Annotated in this window: 14 protein-coding genes; 9 read left to right on the forward strand and 5 right to left on the reverse strand. The window is 52.4% G+C overall.

Features of this window, described 5'->3' with window-relative positions; genetic code table 11:
* Positions 1-13: 13 nt before the first annotated feature.
* Together thpR and PBOR_RS05475 are read left to right on the forward strand one after the other, a co-directional pair.
* Positions 14-625, forward strand: a complete 612-nt coding sequence (gene thpR / locus PBOR_RS05470) for an RNA 2',3'-cyclic phosphodiesterase (protein ID WP_042210821.1) — start codon at positions 14-16, stop codon at positions 623-625.
* A gap of 76 nt (positions 626-701) precedes the next feature.
* A complete protein-coding gene (locus PBOR_RS05475) occupies positions 702-1604 on the forward strand; it encodes a cell wall hydrolase (protein WP_042210822.1) in 903 nt (300 codons plus the stop codon).
* Here the strand turns inward: PBOR_RS05475 and PBOR_RS37655 are convergent.
* Both PBOR_RS37655 and PBOR_RS05480 read right to left on the reverse strand, forming a co-directional pair.
* Positions 1595-1753, reverse strand: coding sequence for a hypothetical protein (locus PBOR_RS37655; protein ID WP_157763979.1), 159 nt, complete (start codon positions 1751-1753; stop codon positions 1595-1597). The genes PBOR_RS05475 and PBOR_RS37655 overlap by 10 nt on opposite strands.
* 81 nt (positions 1754-1834) lie before the next feature.
* Positions 1835-3031: a UDP-N-acetylglucosamine--LPS N-acetylglucosamine transferase gene (locus PBOR_RS05480; protein ID WP_042210823.1), complete on the reverse strand. Its 1197-nt coding sequence runs from the start codon at positions 3029-3031 to the stop codon at positions 1835-1837.
* Positions 3032-3327: 296 nt separating this feature from the next.
* Between PBOR_RS05480 and PBOR_RS05485 the strand changes: the two genes are divergently transcribed.
* The 5 genes from PBOR_RS05485 (at position 3328) to PBOR_RS05505 (ending at position 13644) form a co-directional block, all read left to right on the forward strand.
* The gene (locus PBOR_RS05485; protein WP_039302173.1) at positions 3328-3903 is read left to right on the forward strand and encodes a TetR/AcrR family transcriptional regulator; all 576 of its coding nucleotides are present in this window, start codon (positions 3328-3330) and stop codon (positions 3901-3903) included.
* A gap of 230 nt (positions 3904-4133) precedes the next feature.
* Positions 4134-6488 carry a YhgE/Pip domain-containing protein gene (locus PBOR_RS05490; protein WP_042210824.1) on the forward strand — a complete coding sequence of 785 codons (2355 nt, stop codon included), beginning with the start codon at positions 4134-4136 and terminating at the stop codon, positions 6486-6488.
* Positions 6489-6862: 374 nt separating this feature from the next.
* A complete protein-coding gene (gene gltB / locus PBOR_RS05495; protein ID WP_042218956.1) occupies positions 6863-11458 on the forward strand; it encodes a glutamate synthase large subunit in 4596 nt (1531 codons plus the stop codon).
* A gap of 475 nt (positions 11459-11933) precedes the next feature.
* The gene (locus PBOR_RS05500) at positions 11934-12860 is read left to right on the forward strand and encodes an ABC transporter ATP-binding protein (RefSeq protein ID WP_042210825.1); all 927 of its coding nucleotides are present in this window, start codon (positions 11934-11936) and stop codon (positions 12858-12860) included.
* Positions 12853-13644: an ABC transporter permease gene (locus PBOR_RS05505; protein WP_042210826.1), complete on the forward strand. Its 792-nt coding sequence runs from the start codon at positions 12853-12855 to the stop codon at positions 13642-13644. The genes PBOR_RS05500 and PBOR_RS05505 overlap by 8 nt, the downstream gene beginning before the upstream one ends.
* Before the next feature lie 54 nt (positions 13645-13698).
* Here PBOR_RS05505 and PBOR_RS05510 read toward each other — a convergent pair whose 3' ends face one another.
* Entirely contained in the window at positions 13699-14148 is a 450-nt protein-coding gene (locus PBOR_RS05510; protein WP_042210827.1) for a bactofilin family protein, read from the reverse strand.
* A 23-nt stretch (positions 14149-14171) separates the two neighbouring features.
* Positions 14172-15404: a M23 family metallopeptidase gene (locus tag PBOR_RS38300; RefSeq protein ID WP_042210828.1), complete on the reverse strand. Its 1233-nt coding sequence runs from the start codon at positions 15402-15404 to the stop codon at positions 14172-14174.
* Between the two features lie 234 nt (positions 15405-15638).
* Here PBOR_RS38300 and cls point away from each other — a divergent pair, with 234 nt between their 5' ends.
* Positions 15639-17069 (forward strand): cardiolipin synthase, encoded by a 1431-nt coding sequence (gene cls, locus PBOR_RS05520; RefSeq protein WP_042210829.1) that lies wholly within the window; start codon positions 15639-15641, stop codon positions 17067-17069.
* A 168-nt stretch (positions 17070-17237) separates the two neighbouring features.
* Positions 17238-18146, forward strand: coding sequence for a YitT family protein (locus tag PBOR_RS05525; RefSeq protein WP_042210830.1), 909 nt, complete (start codon positions 17238-17240; stop codon positions 18144-18146).
* Between the two features lie 180 nt (positions 18147-18326).
* Here the strand turns inward: PBOR_RS05525 and ligD are convergent, their stop codons facing one another.
* The gene (gene ligD, locus PBOR_RS05530; RefSeq protein ID WP_042210831.1) at positions 18327-19214 is read right to left on the reverse strand and encodes a non-homologous end-joining DNA ligase; all 888 of its coding nucleotides are present in this window, start codon (positions 19212-19214) and stop codon (positions 18327-18329) included.
* Position 19215: the final 1 nt, after the last annotated feature.

Below are 19215 nucleotides of genomic sequence, written 5' to 3' on the forward strand. Positions count from 1 at the left end.
AGGTGAAATTAGAATGGAACATAAGGAGCCAGAGCAAGAATTCGAGCGCTTATTTATCGCGATACCCTTGCCGGAAGCACTGCGCAATTATCTCAAAAATGAGTCTGCCCAAGTGTCCTCCGGAGTGAAATTTGCCAGATGGACACATTTTCAAGATTTCCATATTACGCTGCAATTTCTTGGCGACACTCCGAAGGAGGATATCCCGGCCCTGTACGAGGCGCTCCGGAAAGTATCCTCATCCAGCAAAGGCTTTCAATTGAGGCTCGGAGAATGGGGCACATTCGGCCTCCCGGACTCGCCAAGGGTGCTCTGGGCCGGGGTTTCCGGAGAGCTCGAGCCGCTCAGGGAGCTGCAGAAAAAGGTGGTTTCAGCGACAGCTCCGTTAGGGTTCACGGCGGAAACGCGAACGTATAATCCCCATTTGACAGTGGCCCGCAAATACCGCGAGGAGCAGCCGTTTACGCTGGAGCGGCTGGAAAATTTACGGGTAAAGGGACGCCCTGCAAGCAATTTACTTCCAGACTTAGGCTGGACGGTGGATGCTTTTGTGGTGTATGCTACCAGGATGCATGCCATTCCTATGTATGAAATGACCGAAAAATTTACATTTTTCTCAACATAAATCGACAAGAAAGTTTTCAAAGCTTCCATTTTCGGTTACATACAATAGGAGTGTGCCGTAAAATAGGAGGTCAATAATGTTAATTTTTAAACAGAGCCGCTGTATTGCGCTGTTGGTTAGTGTAATCCTAGTGTCTTTCTCAGCGATAAGTTTGATGAACCCCGAAGGATCTGCTGCAACCGGGGAGAATGTAATAGAAATGGGTAAACTGAAGTCTGTCAGTCATACAGCCGCGGAAGCCATTGTTCCGGGTACGAAATCAGCAATCCACAGGACAAGCGCTTCATCCAGCACAATTATACCCATGCTTTACACCACAGCTGCCGAACCGGTCCACACCTGGGCCCGCATGGTAAGCGCCGGATGGTTAAGCCCCGAGAAGCTGCAGCGTCAAAATGCTGTGAAGAAGGGCACCGCCGAGCCTAAGGCTAAGGTAACTGTGGTGAAAGCAACGCCGTCAGCGGCGCAAGCGCTGAAGAAAGCGGCCAAGGGGACAACGAGCGTAAATAAAGTCAAAGCGGCAACTCAGCAACATCCCCCCGCAACATTGTTCTTCTCTCGGACCAAGCTACTAAGCCAGGAGCAGCAAGCTGAAGCAACCTGGAGCTACGCCGTATCCGAAGAAGACCTGCTACTGCTGCAGAAGATCGTTATGGCAGAAGCAGAAGGCGAACCGTACCAGGGCAAAGTGGCAGTTGCCAACGTTGTTCTGAACCGGCTGCGGTCAGCCAATTTTCCCGACACCATTCATGATGTAATCTATCAGAAAAGCCAGTTCAGTCCTGTCGCCAACGGCCGCCTAAAGCGTGTGAAGCCCAACGCAGACAGCATTAAGGCTGTTAATGCTGCACTCATGGGAGTTAAGGAAGTTACGGATGATACGTACTTCTTCTTATCGCTGACGCTCGCGCAGGATCTTACTGTGCATCATTCACGGACACTCCTCAAGACGATCGGCAATCATACCTTCTACAAATAACGAATCATCCGGGTTCCCTGTGAGCCTGATGCGTATTCGGCGCTGCCCGTGGAGACGGACACGGCGAATGTTATTACCGTCCCGTTTTTGCCTTGTGATCCGAATTCACGCTGGTTGAGCCGGAGAAGGTTATTCCGCTGTATTCTCATATATCCAACGCAAAAGAACCTCCACATCCACGCTTACCAGTGGCTGGAGGTTCTTTTGCGTTGTTGTTCACTGAGGGCCGTTTATGGGGTGACATAGACGGCCTCTTCATTACGTACCTGTGAAGGGGCGCTCCACGGCTCTGATCCTGCAACAGCTTCGCTGGCGGGCTTGCCAAGCAGCTGGAGCACGGTAGCCGCACAATGCTGTGGCTGCTGGCGTTCCGGTGCAGTCCGGCGTTTACGCTGCAGTTCAAGTCCGGCATATTCATGGAGGAGCATGGAGAACCATTTGTTCACGACTTCGGGGTCCAGCACTTCGGCCAGACCCAGCTCTACGAAATACTGGCTGTTCTTCTCTTCCTGCCCCGGGATGGCGCTGTAGAACAGCATCGGGATACCTTTGGCCTGACCTTCTGTACAGGTCATTCCGCCCGGCTTCGTAATCAGCAGGTCGGAAGCATCCATTAATTTGTTGATCTCGCTGCTGTAGCCGAGAATCTTTACATTGGGATGGTCCAGCAGCGGATTGGCTTTCATTTTGGCCACCAGCTTATCATTGCTGCCCATACAGAATATAAGCTGAATCTCATCCATCCGGGCCGTGAGCGAATTCATAATGTCCTTGCCGAACATCAGCCCCCAGCCGCCGCCCATAATGAGCACGGTAGGAATGTCGGCGAGTCCCAGCTCTTTGCGGAGCTGAGTCTTGCTAAGGCGCTCCCAGAACTTCGGATGCACCGGAATGCCGGTAACCGTCACCAGCTCAGGAGATACTCCCCGTCCGGTAAGAATCGATTTGACGCGTGAAGTCGATACAAGATAACGGTTGGCTTCGGCGTTCACCCAGCTGCCGTGCGCATCATAATCTGTAATCAGCGTGTAGAGCGGGACATCCAGCCCCTGCTGCTTCAATCTGGAGATGACGGCAGCCGGAATCGGATGAGTGCAGATAATCAGATCGGGTTTAAGCTGCTCAATGACCTGTGAGGCATGTGTATAAAAAATCCGGTGAAGAGCCAGCTTGGTCAACCGGTTCAGTGATTTATGATATTGGGTCTTATACATCATGCCGACCAGCTTCGGCTGGCTGCTGACTGTTTTGCGGTAAGCGGAAAGAATCCATGGTGCGACCGTAGGATTAAGGAATTTCCCTAGCTCAATGACCCGGCACTGCACATCCGGACTCAGCAGTCTTATTCCTTCGGCCAGAGCATAGGCTGCCCCTGTATGGCCCGTGCCGAAGCCTTCCGAAAACAGCAGTACTCTTTTCTTTCGCATAAGTTCACCTGCTACTTTCCATCATGGGTAGAATTACGAGTTCTCTTCATCGGTTCATTCGAGACCCCATGTACATGTTCTATTATATTATACTAGGGATTTTGCTTCTTTTCTCACATTATACAAATAAGACGTAAATAGAAAGTTAAAACACTGCAATAAAATAAAAAAAGTTGGGCAAAAGTATTGCATTGGCGGAGGCATCGTGATAAAGTTGGTCTTGACCGAGTGACCGGATTAGTAAATTGGTCAGAATGCGGACGCAATGATATTTCCTGACGAAAGGGAGTGCACGGGTGGCTGTGGTAGATCGAAGGCAGCAGGTGCTTCAGGCGGCGACGAAATCTTTTTCATTATTCGGCTATAAGGCAACTACAATGGATCAGGTCGCCAAGATTGCCAATGTCGGCAAAGGGACGATTTACACCTTTTTTACGAACAAGGAACAATTATTTGACGAGATTCTGCGAGATGTCATTATTGAGATGAAAAGAATCGCCGAGCGGGAGATCAAACGCGACAAGCCGTTCTTCGATAATCTGCACCGCGTGCTCGATGCCCTACTGGAATTTCGGAGCGAACATGAGCTATTCATCAAGCTGTCCCAGGAAAGCCGTGATTTCGGAACGCCGCAGGCCGGTGATGGACTCGACAAGATCGAGAGTGTGGTACTTGAATATTTGGAACGGGAGGTGGAACAGGCAATTCGTCAGGGGGAAATCAAACCCTGCGATCCCCAGATTGTGTCGGTGGTAATGTTCAGGCTTTATATCGTACTTACTGCTGAATTGAGCAAGGTGCATGTGCCTTTGACCAAAGAGCAGATTAAATGCTACTTTCACTTGTTTTTGGCAGAAGGCCTGTCACAGTAGAATTTAAGTCCGGTATAGGGACGGCGTCTATCGAACCTGCGCTTTCCCTGATTGGGATTGATTGTGAGAGAGCTGGCCGTTACGTTAGGAGTGAACAAATTTTTTTTGCTCTCGACTGACTGAATGGGGAAAATGGTCAACCAGTGTTACTGTAACATTCACGAAAATATCATTTCAGAAGAATTTATAGCATTTTAAAGAGAGCATATGATTATAAGGAGAGAACCAGAATGAAATCTTTATCCGTGTTTATCAAGGACCTTGGCGCGGTTTTTAAGAATCCCAAGATGCGTATTTCCATGTTTGCCATTCTGTTCATTCCTGTGCTGTACAGCGGGTTGTTCCTGAAGGCCTTCTGGGATCCTTACGGTAAAATGAACGAGCTTCCGGTCGCTGTTGTAAATGAAGATAAAGGTGCTGATTATGAGGGCTCTAAGCTTAGCGCCGGGTCAGACCTGGTAGCAGAGCTGAAGAAGACCGACGGGTTCAAATGGAATTTCGTCAGCCGCGAAGCTGCGGAAGCGGGACTTGCGGACAATACCTATTATATGGCGATTATTGTTCCGGAAGACTTCTCAGCCAAAGCAACCACACTGCTGGATGCAGATCCGCAGCCGGCCAAAATCATCTACGAGCCGAATGAAGGCTACAACTTCCTGGCGGGCCAGATCGGCGGCACGGCAGTGAAGGATATCAAGACTAAAGTATCAGCCAAGATCACAGAAGCTTATACCGAATCTGTATTTGATAAAATCACCGAGATTTCAAGCGGCCTTGGCGAAGCCGGGGACGGCGCCAGCAAGATTGCCGACGGTGCGACCAAGCTGGATGACGGCGCGCTTAAGCTGAAGGACAATCTGCTTGTCCTGACTGAAGGCACCGGCAAGCTGCTCGATGGCGTAGCGCCGCTTACGCAGGGTGTGACGGATCTGAATACCGGAGCAGCCGCTCTGGAAGCCGGCAGCAGCACATTGGCCGGAGGACTCCAGCAGCTGTCCGCAGCCCATAAGCAGCTGCAGGATGGTGTGACCCAGTCAGCTTCAGGCAGCAAGCAGCTTAATGCAGGGCTGCAGAAGACAGCAGCCGGAGCGGCTTCGCTTAAGGACGGCACACAGTCGGCCGTAGACGGAACCGCCAAGCTGCAGGCTGGCACGAAGTCGGTGGTGGACGGCAGCGCGAAGCTGGAAGCCGGATTAACCTCATCGGCTGAAGGCAGTGCGAAGCTCGAAGCCGGTCTTACGGCTTCGAAGGAAGGCAGCGCGAAAGCGGCAGCCGGAGCCAAGGCGGTAGCAGACGGCCTGCAGGCACTGGCGAAATCGAATCCGCAGCTTGCGGCAAGCCCGGATGTACAGAAGCTGCTGGCGGCAAGTACAGCAGTGGCCACCGGCACTGCACAGCTGGACCAGAGCCAGGAGCAGCTGCTGGCAGGAGCAACGGCACTGCACAGCGGCCAGGAGCAGCTGGTGCAGGGTGCGAATCAGCTGCACACCGGATCTGAGCAGCTGGATGCAGGTGTAACCCAGCTGCATGACGGAGCGAAGCAGCTGAACGCCGGCAGCGCACAGCTGCTGGAAGGCCAGCAGCAGCTGGCGGCTGGCGCTGGCACACTTGCAGCAGGCGGCGCTAAGTTGTCGGCAGGCATGCAGCAGTTCGGCGCGAAGCTGGACGAAGCGGCAGCAGGCGGCGCGAAGCTGGCAGACGGCGGTAAAGCGCTCGAAGCCGGTACAGCGAAGCTGCTTAGCGGTGCAGGACAGCTTGGCAGCGGACTCAGCTCCGTAGCCGATGGCTCGAAGAAGCTCAGTGACGGTGCGGGCCAGCTCAAGGACGGCCTGGATGAACTGAAAGCAGGCTCCGGTGAGCTGGCCAGCAAGCTGGGCGATGCTGCAACGCAGACGAATTCAGTGAACAAGTCCGATGCGCTGGTATCCATGTTCGCCCAGCCGGTGCAGATTGAAGAAGTGAAAGTCAGCAAAGTACCGAACTACGGAACAGGGTTCGCTCCTTACTTCCTGTCGCTTGGGTTGTTCGTTGGCGCACTGATCTGCACCATTGTAATCCCGATGCGTGAATCTGAAGTGATCGGAGCCAGCCGGTTTAACCGGTTCATGAGCCGTACGCTTACGTTCTCCATGATGAGCTTGCTTCAGGCTCTGCTTGCTATCCTGATTGTCCTGTACGGTCTGGGCCTTGAAGTGCAGAGTGTAGGCTTATTCTACGCCTTCTCCTTCATCACCAGCCTTGCCTTCATGTGGATGATTCAGGCGATCGTAACCTGGCTCGACCAGCCGGGCCGTTTCGTAGTCATTCTGATTCTGATCTTCCAATTGACTACGAGTGCGGGTACGTTCCCGCTGGAGCTGATTCCTAACTGGATGAAGATCTTCAATCCGCTGCTGCCGATGACTTACAGTGTCAAAGGCTTCAAGGCAGTGATCTCCACAGGCGACTTCAGCTCCATGTGGAATGATGCCGGACTGCTGGCCGCTTACGGCATAGTATTCCTGGCTCTTACCTTCACCTACTTCATGACCCGTGACCGCGGTAATGAAGCTGTGCTGAAAAGTGAACAAGTTTTGACTGTATAATGGAACACATTTCCTTGTAAATTTGAGGACACGAAAACGCCCCTGAGGGGGCGTTTTTGGTTTATACAGAAAACTAAAGATATTAAAAAAGTGCCATATCCATGGCAGGAAAATAAATGAAACGCTTTCAGTGCATAAGAACTTATTCGTCTTTTATGCATAATTATGCACTCGGAAGATTTTTTACGCTTTTATCCGCTAAAGCTGTGTCGCAAAAGCATTTGTTAATCAAGCTCATAAAAAAGTTTAAATTGCGCTCATGTCAGGTCGATGATAAAATAATATAACCAATCTGGCTTGAATAATTATTAAGATTTTCCTCTGAAAAATTTTCCTGGAATTCCGTCTACTTTATAATAGAAAGGTTGCGTATGATGAGACACACAGAACTGCCCGGCAAACAGGGCCTTTATGATCCTCAGTTCGAAAAAGACGCTTGCGGCATGGGATTTGTTGCCCATATTAAAGGCAAACCGTCCCATGATATTGTTAGCAATGCTCTGACTATGCTCTTTAATATGGAGCATCGGGGAGGCCAGGGAAGCGAGCCGAACTCTGGTGACGGAGCCGGCATTATGCTGCAGATTCCGCACCGTTTCTTTGCCGGCGAAGCAGCGAAGCTTGGCTTCGAGCTGCCGGAACAGGGCCATTACGGCGTGGGCATGATCTTTCTGTCTCATAACGAGGAGATCCGGGCCCGCCATGAGGCTCTCCTGAGCGAGATTATCGCTGAAGAGGGCCAGCAGGTGCTCGGCTACCGCGATGTGCCTACCTTTGACGAAATGCTCGGCAAGACGGCCAAGGCTGCCAAGCCTTATGTGCGGCAGGTATTTATCGGCAGGTCTGAAGGAATTAAGGATGATCTTTCTTTTGAACGTAAGCTGTACGTGATCCGCAAACGTGCGGAGCTGTCGATCCGCTACGGCGGGGCAGAAGAGGGTGAATCCTTCTACGTACCGAGTTTATCCTGCAAGAAGATCGTATACAAGGGCATGCTGACTACTGTACAGGTAGGACAGTTCTACCTGGATCTGCAGGATGAGAAGCTGGAGTCGGCGATTGCGCTTGTCCACTCCCGGTTCAGTACCAATACCTTCCCAAGCTGGGAACGTGCCCACCCTTACCGCTTCATGATTCACAATGGCGAAATCAACACCCTTCGCGGCAATGTGAACTGGATGCATGCCCGCCAGTCGCTGTTCAAGAGCGAAGTGTTCGGAGAGGATCTCGGCAAGATCAAGCCGGTGGTTAACCCGGACGGCTCTGATACTGCGATGTTCGATAATACGTTCGAATTCCTGTACCTGAGCGGCCGCTCCCTGCCGCATGTGGCGATGATGATGGTACCTGAGCCTTGGAGCAATCATGACAGCATGGACGAGAAGAAGAAAGCCTTCTATGAATTCCACAGCACCCTGATGGAGCCATGGGACGGGCCTGCCGCTATGGGCTTCACCGACGGCGTACAAATCGGGGCGATTCTCGACCGTAACGGATTGCGTCCTGCGCGTTATTACGTAACCAAAGATGATCTGATCATTCTGTCCTCTGAAGCGGGAGTTCTTGATATCCCGGCAGAGGATGTACTATACAAAGACCGGCTGAGACCGGGCCGCATGCTGCTGGTAGATACGAAGCAGGGCCGGATTATCTCAGACGAAGAGGTCAAAGCTGAAATCGCTGCAGAGCAGCCTTATCAGGATTGGCTGGATGAGCACCTGATCAGCCTCGATGAGCTTCCGGAAGCACCGGAGCTACCGAATCCGAAGCATGATAACGTGCAGCAGCTGCAGCAGTCGTTCGGTTATACCTTTGAAGATCTGCGCAAAGTGCTGGAGCCTATGGCTTCCACAGGTGCTGAAGCTGTCGGATCCATGGGTTATGATTCACCGCTGGCGGTACTGTCTGACCGTCCGCAGCGGCTCTACAACTACTTCAAACAAATGTTTGCCCAGGTTACCAACCCGCCGATTGACGCGATCCGTGAAGAACTGGTAACGTCCACGGCGACAACGATCGGGCCTGAACGCAACCTGCTCAAAGCAGAACCGGAGAGCTGCCGCCAGATCTCGCTGGATTCTCCGATTCTCTCGAACGAGGATTTCGCCAAGCTGCGTCATGTACGCCGCGCCGGCTTCAAATCGATGTCGATTCCGATTCTCTTCCCGGCAGAGCTGGGGGCAGAAGGTCTGCGTATCGCTCTGGAGCGTATGAATGAGGCGGCAGACCGCGTTATGGCCAAAGGACATAATATTCTTATTCTGTCCGACCGCGGTGTAGACCGCGACAATGCTGCAATCCCGGCGCTGCTGGCTGTCTCCAGCCTGCATCACCATCTGATCCGCTCGGGAACTCGGACCAAGGTCAGCATCCTGCTGGAATCCGGTGAACCGCGTGAGGTTCATCATTATGCGCTTCTGCTTGGTTATGGTGTAAGTGCGGTCAATCCTTATCTGGCTTTCGAGAGCCTGGATGATATGATTGGCCAGGGCCTGCTCCGCGGAATCTCGCATGAGAAGGCAGTGAAGAATTACATCAAGGCAGCCACGAAGAGTGTAGTCAAGATTCTATCCAAAATGGGGATCTCCACGATTCAATCCTACCGCGGCGCACAGATCTTTGAAGCTGTAGGCCTGAACTCGGAGTTCGTAGACCGTTACTTCACCTGGACACCATCCCGTATCGGGGGAATTGGCCTCGAGGAAGTGGCTCTAGAAGCACTTGCCAGCCATAACCGTGCCTTCACCGACAAAGACGGCAACGACAAGGTGCTGGATTCCGGCGGTGAATACCAGTGGCGGAGTGACGGGGAAGAGCATCTGTTCAACCCGCAGACGATTCATCTGCTGCAGCATTCCGTACGCAGCGGAGATTACGAGATGTACAAGAAATATGCGGCACTTGTTCAGGGTGAAAGCGAGAAGCATCAGACGCTGCGCTCGATGCTGCAGTTCAAACCGGCTAATGCACCCGTTTCCCTGGACGAGGTAGAACCGGCGGAATCGATCATGAAACGCTTCAAGACCGGCGCCATGTCCTTCGGCTCAATCAGTAAGGAAGCCCATGAGACACTGGCCATTGCCATGAACCGTATCGGCGGCAAGAGTAATACCGGCGAAGGCGGGGAAGATCCGGCGCGCTTCATTCCTGACGCTAACGGCGATTCCCGCCGCAGTGCGATCAAGCAGGTGGCATCGGGACGGTTCGGCGTGACCTCGAACTATCTGGTGAATGCCGACGAAATCCAGATCAAGATGGCACAAGGCGCTAAACCGGGTGAAGGCGGACAGCTTCCGGGCCGCAAGGTGTATCCTTGGGTTGCCGAAGTCCGCGGCTCTACAGCAGGTGTAGGTCTGATCTCACCGCCGCCGCATCATGATATTTACTCGATCGAGGATTTGGCTGAGCTGATCTATGATCTGAAGAATGCCAATCCGCGTGCCAATATTAACGTTAAGCTCGTATCTGAAGTCGGCGTAGGCACCATTGCCGCCGGTGTGGCCAAGGGCCGCGCCGATATTATCCTGATCAGCGGCTATGACGGCGGCACCGGTGCTTCACCGATGAACTCCATCCGTCATGCCGGACTGCCTTGGGAGCTTGGTCTGGCCGAGACGCATCAGACGCTGATGCTGAACAATCTGCGCGACCGTGTCGTGCTGGAGACAGACGGCAAAATGCTCAGCGGACGCGATCTGGCAGTAGCTGTTCTGCTTGGCGCCGAAGAATATGGATTCGCTACTGCACCTCTAGTAGCTGTAGGCTGTATCATGATGCGCGTATGTCAGATGGATACCTGTCCGGTCGGCGTAGCTACGCAGAATCCGGAGCTCCGCAAGAACTTCATGGGCGATCCGCAGCATGTCGTTAACTTCATGACCTTTGTAGCACAGGATCTGCGGGAGATTATGGCAGAGCTTGGCTTCCGCACCATTGAAGAAATGGTCGGCCGCACGGATTGCCTGGATGCGGTGAAGGCTTCAAGCCACTGGAAGAAGCAGGGCGTTGATCTGAGCAGCCTGCTGCACACTCCGGCTATGCCGGAAGGAAGCACACGCTTCCGCAGCAAGCATCAGAATCATGGCCTGGAAGAAACCTTGGATATGACTCACCTGCTGGATATTGCTGCACCTGCACTGGAATCCGGCACGGCAGTTGAAGCATCCCTGCCGATCACGAACGTCAACCGTGCGGTGGGTACGATTCTGGGCAGCGAGCTGACGCGCAAATATGGCGCAGCAGGCCTCCCGGATGACACCATCAAGCTGTATTTCACCGGATCGGCCGGACAAAGTCTGGGCGCATTCGTACCGAAGGGCATCACGATTACGGTCGAAGGCGACTCCAATGACTATGTCGGCAAAGGGCTGTCCGGGGGCAAGCTGATTATCAGACCTTCCCGCAAGGCAACCTTTGCGGCTGAAGATAATATCATCATCGGGAATACGGCGCTGTATGGAGCGACTGGCGGCGAAGCTTATGTCAGCGGGATCGCCGGTGAACGCTTCGCGGTCCGTAACTCCGGGGCGAATGTAGTCGTTGAAGGCGTGGGTGACCACGGCTGCGAATACATGACTGGCGGCCGTGTGGTTGTTCTGGGTGAAACCGGCCGTAACTTTGCGGCAGGGATGTCAGGCGGTATCGCCTACGTATATGATCCGGACAGCACGTTCATCAGACGCTGTAACCTGGAAATGGTATTGCTGGAGCGTGTGGAAGAGGCGGATGAAATCGCTGAGCTGCATAGCCTGATTACCCGCCATACAGAGCTTACAGACAGCAATGCGGGCAGAGCGATTCTCAATTCATGGGATCAGGCCCTGCCGAAGTTTGCCCGTGTTATTCCGAAGGATTACAAGCGGATGATGGAACAGATCCGCAAGGTTGAGCAGAATGGCCTGACCGGCGAAGCTGCCCTGATGGCTGCTTTTGAAGCGAATATGCGTGAGCTTGCCCGTGTTGGCGGCTAAGGTTTAAGCTTTCAACTTTAAATGGCTCTGGTATTGCCGGTGCGCACTATACGAACAAGGGACAGTATTCTTACCCGTACCACACGGGGAAGATACTGTCCCTTTTACTATTACTGCATTTCTTTCCTAATTTCAGGAAAAAGGAAAGCTATGGTAGAATATAAAAATGTATGAAACGGGTTGCTGATACAGCGATAAGGTTAATATAGCTTGAACTGAAAGGGACAATATTAAGATGGGAGTAGCGGAGGGGAAGTTTGGAACTGTAGGAGCGGTAGCGTCCGCCTTTGTCTGCGGATTTCCACCGCAAAAGCGGTATGAATCAAGAAATCTGCAGACAACAGCGGCCGGAAGTCCAAACATTCACCGCAGTTACGGCTAACATCTGCATTGGAGCCTCTTCAGTTCTTCTATTAGTCACCTTATCCGAAAGCGCAAGTCCGTTTCATCCAAACCGACGAAAGGAAGTGAAGTTATGCCGAATACGGCAGAAGTTGTGAAACCTGTGGCCAGCCTGATGGGGGTCACCAAAAAGATCGGCTCCAAAACGCTGATCAGCGACTTGACACTCGATATTCCACCCGGGCAAATCTTCGGATTCCTGGGCCCGAATGGCGCCGGTAAAACAACTACCATCCGCATGATGGTAGGGCTTATTTCCATTAGCCGGGGGGATATTCTCATCTGCGGACGCAGTATTAAAGACCATTTTGAAGAGGCGATAGCCAATGTAGGGGCGATTGTGGAGAATCCGGAAATGTACAAGTTCCTTACCGGATACCAGAACCTGCGCCAGTATGCCCGTATGGTCCCAGGTGTGACCAAGGAGCGGATTAATGAAGTGGTGGAGCTGGTAGGTCTCAGCCAGAGAATCAATGACAAGGTCAAGACCTACTCTCTGGGGATGCGCCAGCGGCTGGGCGTGGCCCAGGCACTGCTGCACCGGCCGAAGCTGCTGATTCTCGATGAGCCGACCAACGGGCTGGACCCGCAGGGTATCCGCGAGCTGCGTGATTATCTGCGCCAGCTGTGCCAGAAGGAAGGCACAACTGTTTTTGTCTCCAGCCATTTGTTAGCGGAAATGGAACTGATGTGTGATAGTGTGGCGATTATCCAGAATGGACGCCTGATTGAAGTGAAGCAGCTCAAAGCTGTCGGCAATGTGCTGGTGCCGGTGGGTGAGACCCTGTTCGAAGTGGACCAGCCTGAAGCTGCGCTGGAACTGATCGGCCGCGGCGTCGTGAAAAACGGGGGCATTGCTGTAGAGGCGGTGCGTGAGGAAATTGCCGAGTTCAACGCGAAGCTGGTGGCCGGCGGAATTAAAGTGTACAGCATCAAGCCGCTGTTCCGGTCACTGGAAGATCAATTCTTGGAGATTACAGGAGGTGAAGGCATTGGGTGAGTTCGCTGCTCTCATACATAATGAGAATATCAAAATTTACAGACGTCTGCGGACATGGATTATGCTGTTCATTCTGGCGGTTATGAGTGCGCTGTTTCCTGCGCTAATCCATTTCACCAGTGGAGACAGTGAGGTATCGATCGGGTTATGGGACAGCTTCCAGACAACAGTAGCCATCGCTTTTTTCCTGAACACCATTTTCACAGCCCTGGTGGCTGCTGACTCCGTTGCGGGCGAATTCACCTGGGGAACGATTAAGCTGCTGCTGATCCGCCCTTGGAGCCGCTCCAAAATCCTGCTCTCGAAATATATATCAATGGTGCTCTTCAGCTTGTTCAGTACGGCATTGCTAATCGTGTTTGGTTATGGCTCAGCCCTGATTTTCTCGTCCTCTGCCGCAGATTCGTTATCCGGCCAGACGATGGCCTGGAGCCAGGGGGAATACGTGTTTCTGACGATTATGTGCGCTTACATTGAGCTGTTTCTCACAGCAGCCATTGCCTTTATGATCTCCAGCGTGTTCCGTTCCAGCGGACTTGCGATTGTACTGTCGCTGTCCATCATGTTCACTAAGGATATCTTTATTGCCATCTTCAGCCCGGAACGCTATGAGTGGGCCAACTATCTGATTTTTGCCCATATGAATCTGAGCGGTTATCTGCTGACGGACACCGGTCCCGGTGGAGCTACGTTAGGGTTCGCGATTGCTGTCCTCGCAGTGTATTACGTTATTTTCATGCTCGTTTCATGGATTGTATTCCGTAAAAGAGATGTCGCTGCTTAATAAGGAACAATGCTGCACAAGAACTGGAAGCAGGCATAGGCGGGCTATACCCGCTCAGCCTGCTTCCAGTTTGCTTTGTTTATGAGAATCCCGTTTACCTGCCTTGTCCGCAGAATCTCCTGTCTGAAGCCCGCCAGCTTGCTCTGTGGCGGGTTGTTCGGCCATGGCCACAGACCCGTTAAGGACACTGCCCTCCATAATGTTCAGTGAACCGGCCGCAATATTGCCGTGCAGCTGTCCGGTTCCGGTCATGATCAGCTTCTGATCGGCAGTCACGTTACCGAAGACCTTGCCCGCGATAATAATCTCCTGCGCCTTAATGCTAGAGTGGACCGTTCCCTGTTCACCTACCGTAACCGTCCCCTGACAGAGGATTTCCCCGCTGAAATTTCCTTCAATCCGCAGATTGGTATCGCAATGGACTTTACCTTCAAGTGTGCCTCCATGTCCGATAAGTGAATCGGTCGATTTATAGGGTGCACTTGTTTTGCGTCTGTTCCACATGCCTGCATTCCTCCTTGTAGTCTCTAAGGTTTAATATAATTCAGCGGATTCACTGCCTTGTTCTGCTTCACAACCTGAAAATGGAGATGGGGGCCTGTGCTGCGTCCGGTGTTGCCGAGCATACCAATCTGCTCACCTTTGCTGACCTTGTCTCCGGGCGAGACAATCATGCCGTTCAGATGCATATACCAGGTTTCCAGCCCGTTAGCATGCTTGATAATAATATATTTGCCTCTTGCGCCCATCTGGTCTGCGGAAGTGACTACACCTTCCATCGCTGCGTATACAGGGTCTCCGATGCTGCCGGCAATATCGATCCCGGAATGGTAGGCAGAGACACCTTTGAAGGGATCGGAACGATAACCGAAGCTGGAGGTGATTACCTTAGAACCTGTGGGCCAGATGACAGCCGGGGCCAGTCTGGCTTTTTCTTCCCGAGCTTTTTGGGCTTGCAGATTAGCTTCCAGGGTGTTGGCTTTTTCGGCTGCTGTGATTGTAGTGGAGATGCTGCTGACCATCTCCTCCAGCATGCTGTTGATTTCTTCGTAGTCGTCTCTCGTTTCCTGAACCAGCTCTAGCGGGTCATTGGCATAAACGGCGATATACTCTCCGCCAACCTGCGGGGGCACTGAACTCCCAAGTGTAGCTGTAACTACCCCGAAACGGAAATCAACTGCAGACAAGGTGCCGGAAGGGGAGTCTGATGGACTATCTGCAAGGAGCGGAGCTGTACTTGATCGGCTTATAGTTCCTTTGACGGATCCTTGCGTTCCGCTTGCCGCTATACTGGCTGAAGCGGCAAGGAACGGCTTACTGCCGGCGGCAGGGGCTGCATCGGCAGTAGTATCAGTGTCGGCATCCTCTGTCCCGGAAGAGGAGGTAGTCTCTTTCTCAATCAGCGACTGCAGCTGCTGCTCCAGTTCAGTGACACTCTTCAGCTTGTCTTTAATACTCTGGGCTTCCTCCGAGAGCTCGGTGACCTGGCTGCGAAGCTGCAGCAGCGCCTGATCTTTGTCCGCAACTTTGAGCTCCATCCGGATATTGGTCAGCGATAGCGCCGCTGCTTCAGCCTCCAGCTCGGAAATAGACCGGGAGGCATGAATATGCATGGAGGTGACCAGACTGGAGAGGGACAGGGCAGCTGCGGCAGGCAGGGCGAAGGCAAGCGGTTTGGACAGCTGCAGCTGTCTGACCGGCCGCCCGGCTTCACGGACGACGAGCAGCGTAATCCGGTTATGATCTGGCTGACTCTTCATAACGTCTCCTTCCTGCGGCCTTCAGCAGCCGCGTGGTATGAACTGAATGAATACAGCATTTTCGGTGGAACGGGGCTCATCCGATTCGTCCTACTACTCTATGTATTCCATTCCTCTGGCGAACATGACAACGGTTTGCTTGAATAAAGAAGGAGAGTTACGGCAAGACCTGTAGTAGGCAAAGGCTTCTGTAGACAATTTCACCTATGCTGACAAAACTTTAGGAGGCCCGAAATGAAGATATTTGCAGTTATTTTATGTCTTTTTATCATACAGATCGCCATTATTGTTATATCGGAGTTCCGCCGTCCCCAGAGGGCGCTGGCCTGGATATGCATTACCTTCTGCTGTCCGCCGCTGGGGCTGCTGTTCTATTATTTCCTCGGGCGTGATTATTGGCAGGGCCGGAAGCTTGGCAAACGGTGCGTTTCATTGCTGCGGGAGATCCGCGCCCACGTCTCCGGCAGAATCCATATCGTCAAAAATGCGGCAGATACCGGCAATCCGGGATTCGAGAACCGTAAAGAACTGCTGCATATCCTCTCAGGCCTGTCAGAAATGCACATTACGAGCCGTAATACTTGTCAGGTCCTTACTAATGCCGGGGACGCCTATAAGGCGATGCTTGATGTTATGGAGAATGCTCAGGAGCATATCCACATGGAATTTTATATTTTCCGGGATGATGATATCGGCAGGCAGTTTCAGGAGGTCATGATCCGCAAGGCGCGTCAGGGGGTAAGGGTGCGTCTGCTTTGTGACGGTCTTGGGAGTCATCAGCTGAGCCGGAAATTCGTGAATACTTTGAAGAATGCAGGGGCGCAGGTTCACTTTTTCCTGCCACCGCTTACTTCGCTGCTGGACCGCCGCTTCAATTACCGCAATCACCGCAAGATTCTCGTGGTTGACGGGCTGACCGGCTTCACCGGAGGGATGAATGTAGGCGATGATTATCTGGGCAAAAACCCCAAGATGGGCTATTGGAGAGATACGCATCTTCGTCTGGAAGGGGATTCTGTGTATCACTTGCAGTATGTGTTTCTCAAAGACTGGAGACTGGCGGCCGGTGACAGTATGAGCCATCCGCGTTTTTTCCCTGTTCATGCCTGCAGCGGGCAGGATGCTGTTCAGATTGTAGCCAGCGGGCCGGATAGAGCGATTGATGCCACACAGGAGATGTTCTTCGGGGCACTCTGTGCGGCGAAGGAACGCATCTGGATGACCTCGCCGTACTTCATTCCGGACCCTGCCATTTGCCGGGCGCTCAAGAGTGCGGTGCTCAGCGGAGTGGACGTGAGGATCATTATTCCGGCTAAGCCGGACAATAAGCTGGTATATAATGCAACCCTGTCGTATCTTGAGGATCTGCAGGATGCCGGAGTGAATTTCTACCGCTATACAAGAGGCTTCATGCACGCCAAAGTTATGATCATTGATGACGTATTGGCAACGGTCGGCAGTGCTAATCTGGACATGCGCAGCTTCTATTCTAATTTTGAACTGACGGCTATCCTGTTCCGTCCGGAGATAATTGCAGGACTGGCTGAGGACTTCGGCAAAGACCTGAAGCACAGCGAATTCATTGATCCCAGAAAGTTTAGGGAGAGAGCGCATAATGTCAAACTGATTGAGGGGCTCTGTCAGCTCTTATCGCCGCTTTTATGACATAAAAGGTGAAGTTAGCATCGTTTATCGAAGGTTATATCATGTTCCATGCGTTATTTGAGCTTCCTTTATGATATAATAGGAATATAAGAAGCAAAGGGGAGAAAGCGCACCTGTTAATTCTGCTTTCGTATACTTCTTAGATACATTATTTATAGGGGGAGTTCTATGACTGTAAGCCAACAAATCTTTACGAATGAGGAACAGAAGAAGCCTCAGAAATCAGGAGCCTTCAAGACAGCAAGATTAGCCCAGCGGATTGTGATGATTATCATCGGAGCGGCCATGATGTCTGTTGCGCTTGAGATTTTTCTTGTTCCCAATGAGTTGATTGACGGCGGAATAACCGGTATTTCCATTATGTTGTCCCATATTTTCAATATACCGCTCGGTATTTTGTTAACCCTGCTTAACCTGCCGTTTCTGGTGATTGGTTATAAGCAGATTGGCAAGACCTTTGCCTTATCTACTTTATTTGCAGTTGTTGTGATGTCCATCGGTACCCAATTGCTCCACCCGGTAAATCCGATTACGGTTGAACCGCTGCTGGCCGCAGTATTCGGAGGGGTTATCCTCGGAGTAGGGGTCGGACTTGTTGTACGTTATGGCGGATCGCTTGATGGTACTGAAATTGTGGCCATCCTCGTGTCCAAGCGGCTTCCGTTCTCCGTAGGGGAAGTTGTAATGTTCTTCAACCTGTTTATTCTTTCCGGCGCGGGTTTTGTCTTCGGCTGGAATAATGCGATGTTCTCGCTGATTGCCTATTACATTGCTTTTAAACTGATAGATATTACGCTTGAAGGTCTGGATCAGTCGAAATCGGTCTGGATTATCAGTGATAAATTCCGTGATATCGGCGAAGCTCTGACCGAGCGTCTGGGACGCGGAGTGACGTATCTGGATGGTGAAGGCGGATTCTCCGGCGATAACAAGAAAGTAATCTTTGTGGTCATTACCCGTCTGGAAGAAGCTAAGCTTAAGTCCATTGTAGAAGATTGGGATTCTGACGCATTCATCGCGATCGGCAATATCCATGATGTCAAAGGCGGCCGCTTTAAGAAAAAAGCAATCCATTAGCGGGTACGGTATAACCGGAGCGCTTCCGAAGGAAGGTATATTTACGAACGTCAGAGTAATCAATGCGGCGGCCTGTGCTTGCTGCGCCGTATTCTCATATATAATACCTTCCGTCCATATGCTGGACGCCAAATAAGCCCGCAGCCTAGATTATAGGTAATTGCGGGCTTATTGCTGTCTTCAGGGCAGCTTAGCAATAATATCACCCACTGGCTGCGGAGGGACCTGCGCGATAAGATCACCCATCCGGGACAGACGCTCCTCAATGTTCAGCAGATGGTAGTCCGTAGGCTTGACGTTACGCTGCACTTCCTCCCACAGGAGGGGAGTTGAGACTGTTGCCAGCGGACGGGCCCGCGGGGTGTATGGGGCAGCGAGTGTTTTGCCGCCGTAATGCTGGAGGTAATCGAAATAGATTTTGTCCCCGCGGTTTTTCTTCAGGCGCTCCAGAGTGAACAGATCGGGACGTTTCTCCGTGACATAACGTCCGACGAAATGGCCTATCCGGCGCAGGCCGTCGAAGGTGACTCCCGGCTCCACCGGAACAATGATCTGCACACCGGTGGCGCCGGAGGTCTTGGGCACGGAGGCCAGCCCCAATGACTTCAGCACTTCGCCCACCGTAGCGGCCGCTTCCATAATACGCGGCTCAACCTCAAGCGAGGGGTCCAGATCAATCATCCATTCGCAGGGCAGCTCACTGCCCGCATAATGCAGTGAGGGATGGAATTCGAGCGCGGCCAGATTGCCCAGCCAGAGCAGCTCCGGGAGGCCCTGCAGCACAATATAGGTAATATTCTCATGGGTAGCTGTATGCACGAATTCCGGCAGCGGCTCCGGGGCATTCTTCTGATAAAAGGACATCCCTGGTACACCATGGGGGTAGCGGATTACCGTAAGCAGGCGGCCTTGGCAATAGCGCAGCAGATAAGGGGAGAGCGCAGCCAGCTTCTGCAGATACACCTGCTTGGTGATGCCGCATTCAGGCCATAGCAGCTTATCCGGGTTCGTAATGCTGATCTCATGTCCCTCTGCGGTAATGGAGCCTCTGATCGTCGTCTTCGGCATA

The sequence above is a fragment of the Paenibacillus borealis genome (genome assembly GCF_000758665.1).
Taxonomy (GTDB): Bacteria; Bacillota; Bacilli; order Paenibacillales; family Paenibacillaceae; genus Paenibacillus_AQ; species Paenibacillus_AQ borealis.